At 68.3% G+C, this 14,934-nt stretch carries 13 protein-coding genes; 7 read left to right on the top strand and 6 right to left on the bottom strand.

Annotated elements, in window-relative coordinates; genetic code table 11:
- Positions 1–194 precede the first annotated feature (194 nt).
- From DELCS14_RS01285 to DELCS14_RS01265, 5 genes are all read right to left on the bottom strand, one after another.
- Complete coding sequence (locus DELCS14_RS01285) at positions 195–1,133, bottom strand: LysR family transcriptional regulator (RefSeq protein ID WP_013800135.1); 939 nt, start codon at positions 1,131–1,133, stop codon at positions 195–197.
- 124 nt (positions 1,134–1,257) lie between these two features.
- Complete coding sequence (locus DELCS14_RS01280) at positions 1,258–2,244, bottom strand: YihY/virulence factor BrkB family protein (protein WP_013800134.1); 987 nt, start codon at positions 2,242–2,244, stop codon at positions 1,258–1,260.
- Positions 2,245–2,314: 70 nt separating this feature from the next.
- Complete coding sequence (garD, locus tag DELCS14_RS01275; RefSeq protein ID WP_013800133.1) at positions 2,315–3,880, bottom strand: galactarate dehydratase; 1,566 nt, start codon at positions 3,878–3,880, stop codon at positions 2,315–2,317.
- A gap of 173 nt (positions 3,881–4,053) precedes the next feature.
- A complete protein-coding gene (locus tag DELCS14_RS01270; RefSeq protein ID WP_013800132.1) occupies positions 4,054–5,052 on the bottom strand; it encodes a tripartite tricarboxylate transporter substrate binding protein in 999 nt (332 codons plus the stop codon).
- A 50-nt stretch (positions 5,053–5,102) separates the two neighbouring features.
- Positions 5,103–6,419, bottom strand: coding sequence for a glucarate dehydratase family protein (locus DELCS14_RS01265; protein WP_013800131.1), 1,317 nt, complete (start codon positions 6,417–6,419; stop codon positions 5,103–5,105).
- 94 nt (positions 6,420–6,513) lie between these two features.
- Here DELCS14_RS01265 and DELCS14_RS01260 point away from each other — a divergent pair, with 94 nt between their 5' ends.
- From DELCS14_RS01260 to DELCS14_RS01230, 7 genes are all read left to right on the top strand, one after another.
- A complete protein-coding gene (locus DELCS14_RS01260; RefSeq protein ID WP_224986218.1) occupies positions 6,514–7,290 on the top strand; it encodes a FadR/GntR family transcriptional regulator in 777 nt (258 codons plus the stop codon).
- Between the two features lie 148 nt (positions 7,291–7,438).
- Positions 7,439–8,416 (top strand): tripartite tricarboxylate transporter substrate binding protein, encoded by a 978-nt coding sequence (locus DELCS14_RS01255; RefSeq protein WP_013800130.1) that lies wholly within the window; start codon positions 7,439–7,441, stop codon positions 8,414–8,416.
- Between the two features lie 46 nt (positions 8,417–8,462).
- Positions 8,463–9,374 (top strand): 5-dehydro-4-deoxyglucarate dehydratase, encoded by a 912-nt coding sequence (gene kdgD / locus DELCS14_RS01250; RefSeq protein WP_012202190.1) that lies wholly within the window; start codon positions 8,463–8,465, stop codon positions 9,372–9,374.
- A 58-nt stretch (positions 9,375–9,432) separates the two neighbouring features.
- Positions 9,433–10,392: a tripartite tricarboxylate transporter substrate binding protein gene (locus tag DELCS14_RS01245; protein ID WP_012202189.1), complete on the top strand. Its 960-nt coding sequence runs from the start codon at positions 9,433–9,435 to the stop codon at positions 10,390–10,392.
- A 105-nt stretch (positions 10,393–10,497) separates the two neighbouring features.
- The gene (locus DELCS14_RS01240; protein WP_013800129.1) at positions 10,498–11,484 is read left to right on the top strand and encodes a 2-hydroxyacid dehydrogenase; all 987 of its coding nucleotides are present in this window, start codon (positions 10,498–10,500) and stop codon (positions 11,482–11,484) included.
- Between the two features lie 44 nt (positions 11,485–11,528).
- Positions 11,529–12,866: an enolase C-terminal domain-like protein gene (locus tag DELCS14_RS01235; protein ID WP_013800128.1), complete on the top strand. Its 1,338-nt coding sequence runs from the start codon at positions 11,529–11,531 to the stop codon at positions 12,864–12,866.
- A 36-nt stretch (positions 12,867–12,902) separates the two neighbouring features.
- Positions 12,903–14,351 (top strand): aldehyde dehydrogenase family protein, encoded by a 1,449-nt coding sequence (locus DELCS14_RS01230; protein ID WP_013800127.1) that lies wholly within the window; start codon positions 12,903–12,905, stop codon positions 14,349–14,351.
- A gap of 104 nt (positions 14,352–14,455) precedes the next feature.
- On the opposite strand, the gene DELCS14_RS01225 is transcribed toward DELCS14_RS01230, so the two are convergent.
- Positions 14,456–14,770, bottom strand: coding sequence for a hypothetical protein (locus DELCS14_RS01225; RefSeq protein ID WP_013800126.1), 315 nt, complete (start codon positions 14,768–14,770; stop codon positions 14,456–14,458).
- Positions 14,771–14,934 lie beyond the last annotated feature (164 nt).

The raw sequence follows: 14,934 nt of genomic DNA, 5'->3' as shown, positions 1-14,934 counted from the left end.
GGTCTGTGCTTGCATTGTCTTGTCTCCTTTGCATGGCCGGCCGGCGCGGCGCGACAACGCATGCGGCAGACAGGCAAGGCCAGCTTAGGAGGGGGGCGGCGCCACGATCAACCCGAAGATTCCGCACAGCGGAATTCACCTGGGAAACCCCGAGACCCTCAGGCCCCCGCCAGTAACCTAGATGACAGCCGCGCTCAGATGGACAGGGCCGGCAAGTTGGCGGGCAGGCCCTGCATGGAGCGCTGCGTGTGCTCGGCCACGAAGTCCAGGAAGCTGCGCACGCGCGCCGGCATGAACTTGCGCGTGGGCAAGGTGGCGTAGAGCGTGAAATGGCCCGTGGTCCATTCGGGCAGCACATGGCGCAGCCGGCCCGAACGCAGGTGGCGCGCGATCAGGTCCAGCGGCTGGGTGCTGATGCCCGCGCCGTCCAGCGTGGCACGCAGCAGCGTGCCGGTGTGGTTGGCCACCAGCACGGGCTGCACGGCCACCTCGGCCTCGCCCGCGTTGCCATCGAGCCGGCGCAGGCGCAGCACGTCGGAGCGGCCCTGGGCGCGGCGGCGCAGCAGGCACTGGTGGCCCGCCAGATCCCCGGGCACGGCGGGCACGCCATGGGCGTCCAGGTACTCGGGCGAGGCGCAGGCCAGGCCGCAGGTGGTGACGATGGGCCGCGCCACCACGTTGCCGTCATAGCCCTCCTCGGCGTTGAGGAAGGTGATGTCGTACTCGCCCACGGCGGCCTCGCTGGCCGACTCCACGAAGACCTCGATGCAGATGCGCGGGTGCAGGCGGTGGAAGTCCGCCACCAGCGGCGCCAGCACATGCTCGGCAAACACGGGCGGCGTGAGCACGCGCACGGCGCCCGACAGCTCCAGCGTGTGCGCCTGCGCCAGGCTGAAGGCATCCTCCACATCGGCCAGGATGCCGCGCACGCGCTCCAGATAGGCCTCGCCGGCCTCGGTCAGCGACACGCTGCGCGTGGTGCGCTGCAGCAGCCGCGTGCCCAGGTGCTGCTCCAGGTCGGCCACCAGGCGCGTGACCGTGGGCACGGACATGTCCAGGCGACGCGCCGCCGCCGAAAACCCGGCCTCGTCGGCCACGGTCTGAAACACCCGCATGGTCTGCAATCGGTCCATGTTGTCCTTGGCCCCGGGCCTCGGTGCCCGGGGACTTTCGCTGCATTGTTCCACTCCCAAACGCCCTGCGCCGCGGCTTTGCGGGCCGCGGCGCAGGCGTTCATCTTCGTCGAAATGCAGCCGCTCAGCCCTTGCCGTCCGAAGTGTCCCTGGCCTGCGCTGGACCGGCGGGCGGCGCCCAGCGGATGGGGTGGGTGAAGCGCACCTCGGCGTCGCTGAAGGCCTTGGCCGTGGCGGCCGACAGCAGCAGGATGGCCGACGAGAAATAGATCCACATCAACAGCACCACCAGCGAACCCGCCGCGCCATAGGCCGAGACCACGGCCGCCGTGGACAGATACCAGGCCAGAGCCTGCTTGCCCAGCGTGAACAGCAGGGCGCCGACGATGGCGCCGAAGATCAGATAGCGCAGCCGGGGCTTGGGGCCGCTGCCGATGCGCATCAGCCCCACGAAGAGCAGCACGGCAATGCCGAAGGACACGCATTCGTTGATCAGGCTGATCAGCGGCCCCAGCGGCTGAATCTGCAGCTTGGTGCCGGCCCAGTTGGTGATCAGCTGGATGGCCGTGGACAGGGCCATGGACACCAGCAGCAAGAAGCCCAGCGCCAGCACATAGGTCAGGCCGCGCAGCCGCAGCGCGGCCATGCGCCACCACACGGCCTTGGGCGGCGGTGGCTCACCGTTCGAGGTCCAGAGCTTTTCCAGCGCGGACTGCAGCTCCACGAAGACACCCGTGGCGCCCGACATCAGCAGGATGAAGCCGAACAGCGAGGCCAGCCGTCCCTCGTCGGGCCGCTGGGCGCTTTCCAGCGCACCGCGCACCACCTGGGCACCGCGCTCGCCGATCACGTCCTGCACCTGGTCGATCAACTGGTGCTCCACATAGCTGCGGTCCACCCACCAGCCCAGCAGGCCGACCAGCAGCAGCAGCAGCGGCGCCAGGCTCAGGATGCCGTAGAAGGACATGGCAGCGCTCATGCGCAGGCCATCGGCGTCCAGCCACAGCTGAACGGCATTCCACATGGCGCGCAGCGGGTTCAGCTCCATCAGGCGCTGCAGGCGTGCGGACCAGGACGAGGCGGGGGGAGTTTCCGGGGTATCTGAGGGCATGGCCCCCATTGTGCGCAGCGGCGCACCGGCGCCCTGTCAGCCTGTGCCGACAGGGGCCTGTGTGCGTGGCTCAGGTCACGGGCGCTGGATTGAACAGCACCAGGGCGTTGTGCAGCTTCCACTGCTCGGCCCATGTCTTCTTGCGGCCGCTGGCCACGTCCAGCATCAGGCGGAACATCTCCCAGCCCACGTCCTCGATGCTGGCCTGGCCTTCGGCGATGCGGCCCGCGTTCACGTCCATCAGGTCATGCCAGCGCCGCGCCAGGTCGCTGCGCGTGGCCACCTTGATCACGGGCACCTGGGCCAGGCCGTAGGGCGTGCCCCGGCCCGTGGTGAACACATGCAGGTTCATGCCGGCGGCCAGCTGCAGCGTGCCGCAGATGAAGTCGCTGGCCGGCGTGGCTGCATAGACGAGGCCGCTCTTGATGCCCCGGTCGGCCAGCCGCTGGCCCGGCGACAGCACGCCGGTGATGGGCGCCGTGCCACTCTTGATGATGGAGCCCATGGCCTTCTCGACGATGTTGGACAGGCCGCCCTTCTTGTTGCCCGGCGTGGTGTTGGCGCTGCGGTCCACGCGGCCCTTGTCCAGGTAGGCGTCGTACCAGGCCATCTCCTCGATCATGGCCTGGGCCACCTCGGGGCTGGAGGCGCGCGAGGTGAGCTGGTCGATGCCGTCGCGCACCTCGGTCACCTCGCTGAACATCACGGTGGCGCCTGCGCGCACCAGCAAATCGGTGCAAAAGCCCACGGCCGGATTGGCCGTGACGCCACTGAACGCATCGCTGCCGCCGCACTGCACGCCCACCACCAGGGCGCTGGCCGGCACGGTCTCGCGCCGGCGCGCGTCCAGCCGCTCCAGATGCACCCTGGCGCTGCCCATGATGGAGTCCACCATGGACATGAAGCCCACATGCGCCTCGTCCTGCAGGCAGACCACGTCCAGCGCGGGTTCTCGCTCATCGACGATGGGGAAGGACCCCGGCGGCAGCAGCCGCTCGGGCTGCAGCTTCTCGCAGCCCAGGCTCACCACCATCACCTCGCCGCCAAAATTCGGGTTGTGGCTGATGTTGCGCAGCGTGCGCTGCGGAATCTCGGCGCCCACGGCATCGATGGCCACGCCGCAGCCATAGCTGTGCTCCAGGCCCACCACATCGTCCACATTCGGATAGCGCGGCAGCAGCTCGGCCTTGATGCGGCCCACCGCGAAATCCAGCACCCCGGCCACGCACTGCACCGTGGTGGTGATGGCCAGGATGTTGCGCGTGCCCACCGTGCCATCGGCATTGCGGTAGCCCTCGAAGGTGTAGCCCGTCAGCGGCGGCAGCTCGGGCGGCTGCACCGTGGCGATCGGCAACCCCTCAAGAGACAGCGCCCCCGGCATGCGCAGCAGCCGCTCATGCACCCAGCTGCCCGCGGCAATGGCCTGCAGCGCATAGCCGATCACCACGTTGTAGCGGCGCACCTCGCCGCCCTCGGCAATGTCCACCAGCGCCACCTTGTGCGCCTGCGGCACCTTGTCGACCAGCACCAGCCCCCCGGGCATCACCGTGCCCGCAGGCAAACCCCCGTCATTGGCCACGATGGCCACGTTGTCGGCCGGATGCATGCGGATGGAAAGAGGAAGTGGGGTACTCATGGCAATGTCTCAATTTTCTAAAGGGCTGGCACTACAGCAGTAAAGCAGCTGGCACAGCCCACGCAACCGGCGCGGCCCAAAGCGAGGGACACCAAGCAAGGGCCGCCCCGCAGCGAGGGTGTCGTCCCCCTCCGCGAAGCGAGAAGGGGGAAGGCGCGAAGCGCCTCAGGGGGTCACTCTGCCTTTATTCCAGCAGCCTTGATCACCTTCCCCCACTTGACCACCTCGGCCTTCTGGTACTCGCCCAGCTCGGCCGGTGACATCTGCGAGGGCAGCATGCCGAAGTTCTTCAGGCGCGCCTGCACCTCGGGCGTGGCGACGATCTTCATGATCTCCGCATGCAGCCGGTCCACGATGGGCTTGGGCGTGCCTGCGGGCGCGAACACGGCCTGCCAGGAGCCCATGTCGAAACCCTTCTCGCCCGCCTCGGCGATGGTGGGCACATCGGGCAGCGATTCCAGGCGCCGCGAGCTGGTCACGGCGATGGGGCGCAGCTTGCCGGCCTGCACGTGGGGGCCGACGACCAGGGCGGTGTCGAACATCATGTCCACCTGGCCGCCGATCACGTCCTGCACGGCCGGGCCGCTGCCCTTGTAGGGCACGTGGGTGAACTTCACGCCCGTCTGATAGCCCAGCAGCTCCAGCGCCATGTGGTTGGAGGTGCCGCTGCCCGGCGAGGCCGAGGTCAGTCCGCCCGCCGCTGCCTTGGCCTTGCTGGCGGCCAGCACGTCGGCCAGCGTCTTGTAGGGGCTGGAGGCCGGCACCACCAGCACCAGCGGGCCCGAGCCCAGCATGGCCACCGGCGTGAAGGACTTGACGGGGTCGTAGTCCAGCTTGGCGTACAGGCTCACATTGATGGCGTGCGAGCTGATGGTGCCGCCCAGGATGGTGTAGCCATCGGCCGGTGCGCGCGCCGCAATGGCCGAGCCCACGCTGCCGCCCGCGCCGCCCTTGTTCTCGATCACCACGGGCGTGCCCAGGGCCTTGCTCAGCGGCTGGGCGATCACGCGCGCCAGCGTATCGGTATTGCCGCCAGGCGGGAACGGCACCAGGTAGGTGATGGGCTTGCCCGTGGGCCAGTTGCCCTGCGCGGCGGCGGGCATGGCGGCCAGGGCCGTGCCCAGCAGCAGGGCGCTGGCGAGGGAATGTTGGATGAGTGTGCGGCGTTGCATGGTGCTTGTCTCCGGGAAGGGCTTGTCGTTGGAATGGTGTGAAAGCGGGTTCAGAAGCGCGGCTGGTGGCCGGTGAACGCGGGGTCGTACTTGCGCATCTGCCCCAGGTCGTCGCGGTTGCGGATGCCGCAGTGCAGGTAGTTGTCGTGCAGGCGGGCCAGGGCCTCGCGGTCCAGCCGCACACCCAGGCCGGGCGCCGTGGGCACGCGCAGGCTGCCCTGCTCGAACTGCAGCCGGCCGCCCTCGACGACTTCCTCGTCCTGCCAGGGGTAGTGCGTGTCGCAGGCATAGGTCAGCAGGGGCACGCTGGCGCACAGGTGCGTCATGGCCACCAGGCTGATGCCCAGGTGCGAGTTGCTGTGCATGGACAGGCCCAGGTCGAAGGTGCGGCACAGCGTGGACAGGCGCTGCGTGGCGCGCAGCCCGCCCCAGTAATGGTGGTCGCTGAGCACGATCTTCACGGGGCAGCCCATGTCGGCGTTGCGGCGGAACTCGGCAAAGTCCGTCACCACCATGTTGGTGGCCAGCGGCACATCGCACTCGCGTGCCACGGCCGCCATGCCGTCAAGGCCGGGCGCCGGGTCCTCGTAGTACTCGAGCACGCCCTGCAGCTGCTGCACGATCTTCAGGCTGGTCTCCACCGTCCAGTTGCCATTGGGATCGATGCGCAGCGGCGTGCCCGGAAAGGCATCGGCCAGCGCCAGGATGCCGGCCGCCTCCTGCTCGGGCGGCAGCGTGCCGGCCTTGAGCTTGATGCTCTGGAAGCCGTACTGCGCAATCATGCGCCGCGCCTGCTCCACCAGCTGCTGCGGCGCCAGGGCTTCGCCCCAGGCGTCGGGCGAAGAATCTGGTCCATAGGGCCTGTCGATGTGCTCGGCGTACTTGTAGAACAGGTAGGCCGAGAACGGCACGCTGTCGCGCGCCGCCCCGCCCAGCAGGTCCACGATGGGCGCCCCGGCCATCTGGCCCTGCAGGTCCAGCATGGCGACCTCGAAGGCGCTGACCACCTTGGCCACGGTCTTGGACACATGCGTGCCCGGCGCCAGCGACACCTGCTGGCCCAGGAATTCGGAGGCCGTCAGCGCAGGCGGCGCCACCAGGGCCGCGACGCGGACCTCCATCTCGTTGAGCGCCCAGGGCGACAGCCCCACCAGCGCGGGCGCAGCCTTGGCCAGCGCATCGAGCATGGGCTGGTCGCCGTAGCTTTCGTTGATGCCAACCAGGCCCGAGGCCGTCTCGATCTCGATGATGGAACGCAGCGCCCAGGGCTCGTGGATGCCGGCCGCATTGAGCAGCGGCGGATCGCGGAAGGCAATGGGCGTGATGCGTATGTGGCGGATCGCGTGGATCGCGTGGGTGGTGCTCATCTGGAATGCGGGTTCAGGAGGATCAAAAAAACTCGATGGCGTGGACGTCTTGTGATACGTTGTCGTACAACTTGGAGCGATTATGATCAGCACCATGGAAAGTTCGGCAAAGGGATTTCCCGCATCACCCCCAACGATCGAGCTTCCCCTGCGAGGAAAGTCCGGTCGCAGCGGCCGCAATCTGGCCGCCCTGCTGTTCGACGAGTTCGCGAGCAAGATCCGCAACGGCCTGCTGGCCGAAGGCGAGAAGCTGCCCACGGAGTCGTCGCTGGTGCAGACCTACGAAGTCAGCCGCACCGTGGTGCGCGAGGCGCTGTCGCGCCTGCAGGCCTCGGGCCTGGTGGAGACGCGCCACGGCATAGGCACCTTCGTGCGCGCTGCCCAGCCCGCATCCACGCTGATGCTCAATGCCGACGAGCTGACGGCCGCCGTGGACGTGATGGCCGTGCTGGAGCTGCGCATCAGCCTGGAGACCGAAAGCGCCGGCCTGGCCGCGCTGCGCCGCAGCCCCGAGCAGCTGCAGGGCATACGCATGGCGCTGCAGGCCTTCGAGATCGCCTTTGCGCGCGGCGAGGACACGGTGGCCCATGACCTGGCCTTCCACACCCAGATCGCCGAGGCCACGGGCAACCGCTACTTCGGCGACATCCTGCGCCACTTCGGCGCCCAGCTGATTCCGCGCACGCGCATCGCCTCCATCCACCAGCCCCAGCGCGACCCCGATTACCTGCGCCGCGTCAACCGCGAGCATGAGGAAATCCTCGCCGCCATCGAGCGCCAGGACGCCGACTCGGCCCGCGCGGCCATGCGCATCCACCTGACCAACAGCCGCGAACGCCTGCGCCTGGCGCAAAAGACCAGCGCCGCCTGAGTGCTCCCATGGGCCTTTCGGGGCCAATGGCGTTGTCACGGGAATTCAGACAACCAAGGGAAAACCCTTTATCACTGCTTGCAGATCTCGGTTAAAAATCGGCTTAAGTTGTACGACAACTGACAACATAAAACCCGGAGACAAGAGCATGACCCTGAGCCGAAAGCAGTTCCTGCGCGCCGCTGGCGCCACCGCCCTCGTAGCCACCGGCGCCGGTGCGCTGGCCCAAAGCAACTGGCCCACGCGCCCGCTGCGCCTGGTGGTGCCCTACCCGCCGGGCGGCAGCTCGGACATCATTGCGCGCGCCATCGGCCCGCTGCTGTCGGCAGAACTCAAGCAGCCCGTGGTCATCGAGAACAAGCCCGGCGCCAACGGCAATCTGGGCGCCGACATGGTGGCCAAGGCCCAGCCCGACGGCCACACGCTGATGCTGTGCGACCTGGGTGCGCTGGCCATCTCGCCCTCGCTCTACACCAAGCTGTCCTTCGACCTGTCCCGGGACCTGCGCGGCACGGCCATGCTGGCCTACTCGCCCCACCTGCTGGTGGTCCACCCTTCGGTGCCGGCCAACAACCTGCAGGAGCTGGTGGCCCTGTCCAAGAAGGAAGACCTGAGCTTTGCCGTCACCGCCACGGGCAGCGCCCCGCACCTGGCCGGCGTGGAACTGGCGCGCGCCACGGGCGCCCGCTGGGAATACGTGCCCTACAAGGGCGGCGTGCAGTCCATCCAGGACACGGTGGCAGGCCAGACCCAGGTGCTGATGAACGGCATGCTGGCCACCTACCCCCATGTGCAAAGCGGCAAGCTCAAGCTGCTGGGCCTGTCCAAGGGCACGCGCATGCCGCTGGCCGCCAACGTGCCCACCATCGCCGAGCAGGGCGTGCCCGGCTTCGAGACCGGCACCTGGCAAGGCGTGGTCGTTCCGGCCAAGACGCCCGAGGCCGTGGTCCAGCGCCTGCATGAGGCCCTGATCACCGCCATCCGCTCGCCCGAGGTGCGCGCCCGCCTCACGGGCCAGGGCGCCGAGGTCGTGACCATGAACCCCGCCGAGACCGCGCGCTTCCTGACCACCGAGCGCCAGCGCTGGCAAAAAGTGGTTCAAACAGCCGGTTTGAAGCTCGACTGATTCCACCCTTTTTTTCTTTCTTCCCCACCTTATTCCCGAGAGCACCATGACCCCCCAAGACCTCAAAGACGTGATGAGTTCCGGCCTGCTGTCCTTCCCCGTGACGGACTTCGACAGCAACGGCAACTTCAATGCCAAGGGCTATGCGGCCCGCCTCGAATGGCTGGCCCCCTACGGCGCCAGCGCGCTGTTCGCGGCAGGCGGCACGGGCGAGTACTTCTCGCTGTACGGCGAGGAATACGGCCAGATCATCAAGACCGCCGTGGACACCTGCCGCGGCAAGGTGCCCATCATCGCGGGCGCCGGCGGCCCCACGCGCACGGCCATTGCCCATGCCCAGGAGGCGGAGCGCCTGGGCGCCCACGGCGTCCTGCTGCTGCCCCACTACCTGACCGAAGCCGGCCAGGAAGGCCTGATCGCCCATGTGGAGCAGGTCTGCAAGAGCGTGAAGTTCGGCGTCATCGTCTACAACCGCGACCGCACCCGCTTCACGCCCGAATCGCTGGCCATCCTGGCCGAGCGCTGCCCCAACCTGGTGGGCTTCAAGGACGGCATGGGCAACATCGAGACCATGTCCGCCATCTTCATGAAGATGGGCGACCGCTTCGCCTACCTGGGCGGCCTGCCCACAGCCGAGGTCTATGCGGCCGCCTACAAGGCCCTGGGCACGCCGGTGTACTCCTCGGCCGTCTTCAACTTCATCCCCAAGACGGCGATGGCGTTCTACGAAGCCGTGCGCACCGACGACATGGCCACGCAGCACAAGCTGCTCAAGGAATTCTTCATGCCCTACCTGAAGATCCGCAACCGCGTCGAAGGCTACGGCGTGAGCATCATCAAGGCCGGCGCCAAGCTGGTCGGCCACGACGCAGGCCCCGTGCGCGCCCCGCTGACGGACCTCAAGCCCTCCGAGCTGGAAGAGCTCAAGGCCCTGATCGACAAGCTCGGCCCGCAATAAGCCACAAGACCGGACGCAGGGGCCAGTCCGGCCCTTGCGCCCCCCAGGAGACAAGAACATGAAGAAGATTCTGATCACGCTGGGTGCCGCACTGGCCCTCACGGCGCAGGCGGCCGGCAGCTTTCCGGACAAGGCCGTCAACATCATCGTGCCCTTCCCGGCCGGAGGCTCCACCGACACCGTGGCGCGCGCCATGGCCCTGAGCATGGGCGAGCAGCTGGGCAAGCCCTTCGTGGTGGAAAACCGACCGGGCGCCACGGGCACCATCGGCGCAGGCGCCGTCAAGCGCGCACCGGCCGATGGCTACACGCTGCTGGTGGCCTCGCTGGGCCCCTTCGTGGTCACGCCGCATCTGGTCAAGAACGTGCCCTATGACGCAGGCAAGGACTTCGACTACATCACCATCCCCGTGCAGGCACCCAACGTGCTCGTGGCCAGCCCCGCGCAGAAGGCCCGCACCGTGGCCGAGGTCATCGCAGCGCTCAAGGCCAACCCCGGCAAGATCAGTTTCGCGAGTTCGGGCAACGGCTCCTCGGACCATCTGTCGGCCGAGCTGTTCTGGCAGCAAAGCGGCACCGAAGGCATGCACGTGCCCTACAAGGGCGGCGCCCCGGCCATCACCGACCTGATCGGCGGCCAGGTGGACTTCTCGTTCCAGAACGTCAACGCCGTGCTGCCCCATCTGCGCAGCGGCAAGCTGCATGCGATCGCCGTGACCGGCAGCCAGCGCTCGCCCGTACTGCCCGATGTGCCCACGCTGGCCGAAGCCGGCGTCAAGGGCGCCGAGGTCTACTCCTGGCAAGGCCTGGCCGCCCCCAAGGGCCTGCCCGCCGATGTGAAGGCCAAGCTTGCCAAGGCCGCCATCGCCTCCGTGCAGCAGCCCGACATCCGCAAGCGCTTCGTGGAGCAGGGCCTGGAGATCGTGGGCAACACGCCCGAGGAATTCACGCGCTACCAGGCCCAGGAATCGGAGCGCTGGAAGCAGCTGATCCAGACCCGAAAAATCACTGCTGATTGAGCTAGAAACAACGGGCCGGCCCCAGGGCCGTTCCCGCTGGCCTGCGCACCGCAGGCCCTTTTCACCGGGGCTTCCAGCCCCCGCAAGTTCCAAGGATTCCAAGGCATGGCGACCTCCCGTCCACGCGTTCTCCAGTTCGGCAAGATGCCGCTGCCCCAGCTCGATGCCGAACTGGCCCAGGCCTATGAGGTGACGCTGCTGTCCGAGCAGCCCGACCGCGAGCGCTTCCTCGCCGAGCACGGCGCGCAGTTCGAATACCTGGTCACCTCGGCCGCCATGGGCGTGCCCGCGAGCGTGGTGCAGGCCCTGCCCAGGCTGCGCTTCGTGAGCAGCTTCGGCGTGGGCTTTGACGCGCTGGACCGCGAGTCCCTGCTGCGCCAGGGCGCCCGCGTGGGCTACACGCCCGGCGTGCTGGACGACTGCGTGGCCGACATGGCCTTTGCCCTGCTGCTGGACGCCGCGCGTGGCCTGAGCGAGTCCGACCGCTTCGTGCGCCGGGGCGACTGGAGCCGAGGCCGCTTCGGCATCCGCACGCGCGCCAGCGGCAAGCGCCTGGGCATCTTCGGCATGGGCCGCATCGGCTCCACCGTGGCGCGCCGCGCGGCCGGTTTCGACATGGAGGTGGCCTATCACAACCGCCGCCCGGTCGAGGGGTCGCCCCACCTCTACCAGCCCTCGCTGCTCGAACTCGCACGCTGGAGCGACTTCCTCGTCATCACGGCCGCAGGCGGCAACGGCACGCAGCACCTGGTCAACGCCGAGGTGCTGGACGCGCTGGGCCCACAGGGCTTTCTGATCAACGTGGCGCGCGGCAGCGTGGTCGATGAGGCCGCCCTGGTCCAGGCCCTGCAGCAGGGCCGCATCGCAGGCGCGGGCCTGGATGTGTTCGAGGACGAGCCCCGCCCCCATGCCGAGCTGCTGTCGCAGGACAACGTGGTGCTTGCGCCCCACATTGCCAGCGGCACGCATGAAACCCGCCGCGCCATGGCCGACCTCGTGCTGCGCAACCTGGCGCAGTTCATCGCCACGGGCCGGCCCGAGGCCGAGGTGCCGTGGTCGGCCGCGCAGCAGGCGGCCACCGCCGCCGCATAGCCGTTTTTTCCCAGAGACCGATCCAAACGATCCAAGAGCACGCCATGTCCTCCACCCCGACCATCACCGAGATCGAAGTCATTCCCGTCGCCGGCCGCGACGGCATGCTCATGAACCTCAGCGGCGCGCATGCGCCCTACTTCACGCGCAACATCGTGCTCGTGCACGACAGCGCGGGCCACACCGGTGTGGGCGAGGTGCCTGGCGGCGAAGGCATACGCCAGGCGCTGGAGGACAGCAAGGCGCTGCTCATCGGCCAGTCCGTGGGCAACCACCTGAAGCTGCTGCAGAACCTGCAGCAGGCCCTGGCCGGCCGCGACACGGGCGGGCGCGGCCTGCAGACCTTCGATCTGCGCATTGCAGTGCATGCCGTCACCGCCGTGGAATCGGCTCTGCTGGACCTGCTGGGCCAACACCTGGGCGTGCCCGTGGCGGCCCTGCTGGGCGAAGGCCAGCAACGCGACCGCGTGGAGATGCTGGGCTACCTGTTCTTCACCGGCCCCACCGACAGGACCGATCTGCCCTACGTCAGGCCCGGCGAAGACCAAAGCGGCAGCGACGACTGGACGCAGGTGCGCCACATGACCGCCATGGACCCGGCCGCCATCGTGCGCCAGGCCGAGGCGGCGCACGCGCGCTACGGCTTCAACGACTTCAAGCTCAAGGGCGGCGTGCTGGCCGGCGAGCAGGAAGTGGAGGCCGTCACCGCGCTGGCCAGGCGCTTTCCGCAGGCGCGCGTCACGCTGGACCCCAACGGCGGCTGGCTGCTCAAGGACGCCATCCGCCTCATGCGCGACATGCACGGCGTGCTCGCCTATGCCGAAGACCCCTGCGGCGCCGAGAACGGCTTCTCGGGCCGCGAAGTCATGGCCGAATTCCGCCGCGCCACCGGCCTGCCCACGGCCACCAACATGATCGCCACCGACTGGCGCCAGATGGTGCATGCGCTGTCGCTGCAGTCCGTGGACATCCCCCTGGCCGACCCGCATTTCTGGACCATGGCCGGCTCCGTGCGCGTGGGCCAGACCTGCCGCGACTGGGGCCTGACCTGGGGCTCGCACTCCAACAACCACTTCGACATCTCGCTGGCCATGTTCACCCACGTGGCCGCCGCCGTGCCCGGCAAGGTCACGGCCATCGACACGCACTGGATCTGGCAGGACGGCCAGTACCTCACCCAGAACCCGCTGCAGATCAAGGGCGGCTTCGTCGAGGTGCCCAAGACCCCGGGCCTGGGCGTCACCGTGGACCGCGCCGCGCTGCAGCGCGCCAACGCCCTGTACCTGGAGCACGGCCTGGGAGCGCGCAATGACGCCATGGCCATGCAGTACCTGATCCCGGGCTGGACCTTCGACAACAAGCGCCCCTGCATGGTCCGCTGACCCCTTCCTTCCGTTACCCCTTTCCCGGAGCACCTCATGTCCCGCTACGACAACCTCATCAACGGCCAATGGAAGGCCGCCGACGGCTACAGCGCCAACACCAACCCCAGCGACCTGTCCGATGTGATCGGCGAGTACGCCCAGGGCAATGCCGCCGATGTGGAAGCCGCCATCGCCGCGGCAGCCGCGGCCTTTCCCGCCTGGAGCACCTCGGGCATCCAGGCCCGCCACGACGCCCTGGACAAGATCGGCAACGAAATCCTGGCCCGCAAGGAAGAGCTGGGCGACCTGCTGGCGCGCGAGGAAGGCAAGACCCGCCCCGAAGCCATTGGCGAAGTCGGCCGCGCAGGCCAGATCTTCAAGTTCTTCGCGGGTGAATGCCTGCGCCTGGCCGGCGAGACCCTGCCCTCCGTGCGCCCCGGCATCGGCGTGGAAATCACGCGCGAGCCTGTCGGCGTGGTGGGCCTGATCACGCCCTGGAACTTCCCCATCGCCATTCCCGCCTGGAAGATCGCCCCGGCCCTGGCCTTCGGCAACTGCGTGGTCCTGAAGCCTGCCGACCTCGTGCCCGGCAGCGCCTGGGCGCTGGCCGACATCATTCACCGCTCGGGCATTCCGGCCGGCGTCTTCAACCTCGTCATGGGCCCGGGCCGCGTCATCGGTGATGCCCTGGTGCGCCACAGCGACGTGGCCGCCATCAGCTTCACCGGCTCCGTGGGCGTGGGCCGCGGCATTGCCCGCGCCTGCGTGGAAAGCGGCAAGAAGGTGCAGCTGGAGATGGGCGGCAAGAACCCGCAGATCGTGCTGGACGACGCCGACCTCACCCAGGCCGTGGAGCTGTCCGCGCAAAGCGGCTTCTACTCCACGGGCCAGCGCTGCACGGCATCGAGCCGCCTCATCGTCACCGACAGGATCTACCCCGCCTTCATCGAGGCCCTGCAGGCCCGCATGGCCAGGATCAAGGTGGGCGACGCCCGCGCCGCAGGCACCGACATGGGCCCCGTGGTCAGCCAGGCCCAGCTGGAGCAGGACCTGAGCTACGTGGAAATCGCCAAGGCCGAAGGCGCCGTGCTGGCTGCGGGCGGCGCAGCCGCCGCCTGCCACACCGGCAGCGGCAACAAGGGCTACTACATGGCGCCCACCCTGTTCGTGGACACCCAGGCCGCCATGCGCATCAACCGCGAGGAAGTCTTCGGCCCCGTGGCCAGCGTCATCCGCGTGAAGGACTACGAGGAAGCCCTGGCCGTGGCCAACGACACCCCCTTCGGCCTGGCCGCAGGCATTGCCACCACCAGCCTCAAGCACGCCACCCACTTCAAGCGCCACAGCCAGGCCGGCATGGTCATGGTCAACCTGCCCACGGCCGGCGTGGACTACCACGTGCCCTTCGGCGGCCGCAAGGGCAGCAGCTACGGCCCGCGCGAACAGGGCCGCTATGCGCAGGAGTTCTATACGACGGTGAAGACCGCCTACACGCTGGCCTGAACAGCATCCGGCTGACGAGAAAAAAGCACCTTTCGAGGTGCTTTTTCATTGGGCGGATTCCGGGTGTCAGCAGCCCGGGGCGCCCTGGCAAGCGGACCAGCGAATCAGCGCTGGAACACCACCGCAGCAGCCGCCATTCGCCGCAGATACGCCGGGTCTTCCTGCAGGCAATGCACGTAGTTGACCTCGTCCTCCACCAGCTCCTCCATCCGCTGCGCGGCCCCGCAAATGGCCTGCAGCGCATTGGCCACCACCTCCAGATTGCGGTAGCCCTCGGGCCGCTCCAGCCAGGCCAGCGCCAGCTGGCCCAGCGAGTACACCTCGCTGCTGCCCTGCAGCGTCAGCCGGCCGATTTCGGTCACGGCATGGCTCAACTGCTGGGGTGTGGGCTGGGTCAGGGTTGTGGAAGCGGTACTCATGGCGCAACCCTTCCCACGGCAGATGCGCGAGAGTGAGGCGCTCGGGTGGCAGAGGGAAATGCAAAAGAAGAAATGCCGTGCATGGTTTCGTACTCCTTCGTGAGAACAAAAACCACCGGCCCGTGTTCTTACGCACAGACAGGTGGACGGGATGTTAAGAACAC

Source organism: Delftia sp. Cs1-4, assembly GCF_000214395.1.
Classification (GTDB): Bacteria; Pseudomonadota; Gammaproteobacteria; order Burkholderiales; family Burkholderiaceae_C; genus Comamonas; species Comamonas acidovorans.
This window is presented reverse-complemented; position numbering and strand designations above follow the sequence as displayed.

What these genes read in the sequence shown, in the direction of transcription:
- DELCS14_RS01285 (WP_013800135.1), bottom strand. Translation starts at nt 1,133, where the DNA reads ATGGACCGATTGCAGACCATGCGGGTGTTTCAGACCGTGGCCGACGAG.
- DELCS14_RS01280 (WP_013800134.1), bottom strand. Translation starts at nt 2,244, where the DNA reads ATGCCCTCAGATACCCCGGAAACTCCCCCCGCCTCGTCCTGGTCCGCA.
- garD (WP_013800133.1), bottom strand. Translation starts at nt 3,880, where the DNA reads ATGAGTACCCCACTTCCTCTTTCCATCCGCATGCATCCGGCCGACAAC.
- DELCS14_RS01270 (WP_013800132.1), bottom strand. Translation starts at nt 5,052, where the DNA reads ATGCAACGCCGCACACTCATCCAACATTCCCTCGCCAGCGCCCTGCTG.
- DELCS14_RS01265 (WP_013800131.1), bottom strand. Translation starts at nt 6,419, where the DNA reads ATGAGCACCACCCACGCGATCCACGCGATCCGCCACATACGCATCACG.
- DELCS14_RS01260 (WP_224986218.1), top strand. Translation starts at nt 6,514, where the DNA reads ATGGAAAGTTCGGCAAAGGGATTTCCCGCATCACCCCCAACGATCGAG.
- DELCS14_RS01255 (WP_013800130.1), top strand. Translation starts at nt 7,439, where the DNA reads ATGACCCTGAGCCGAAAGCAGTTCCTGCGCGCCGCTGGCGCCACCGCC.
- kdgD (WP_012202190.1), top strand. Translation starts at nt 8,463, where the DNA reads ATGACCCCCCAAGACCTCAAAGACGTGATGAGTTCCGGCCTGCTGTCC.
- DELCS14_RS01245 (WP_012202189.1), top strand. Translation starts at nt 9,433, where the DNA reads ATGAAGAAGATTCTGATCACGCTGGGTGCCGCACTGGCCCTCACGGCG.
- DELCS14_RS01240 (WP_013800129.1), top strand. Translation starts at nt 10,498, where the DNA reads ATGGCGACCTCCCGTCCACGCGTTCTCCAGTTCGGCAAGATGCCGCTG.
- DELCS14_RS01235 (WP_013800128.1), top strand. Translation starts at nt 11,529, where the DNA reads ATGTCCTCCACCCCGACCATCACCGAGATCGAAGTCATTCCCGTCGCC.
- DELCS14_RS01230 (WP_013800127.1), top strand. Translation starts at nt 12,903, where the DNA reads ATGTCCCGCTACGACAACCTCATCAACGGCCAATGGAAGGCCGCCGAC.
- DELCS14_RS01225 (WP_013800126.1), bottom strand. Translation starts at nt 14,770, where the DNA reads ATGAGTACCGCTTCCACAACCCTGACCCAGCCCACACCCCAGCAGTTG.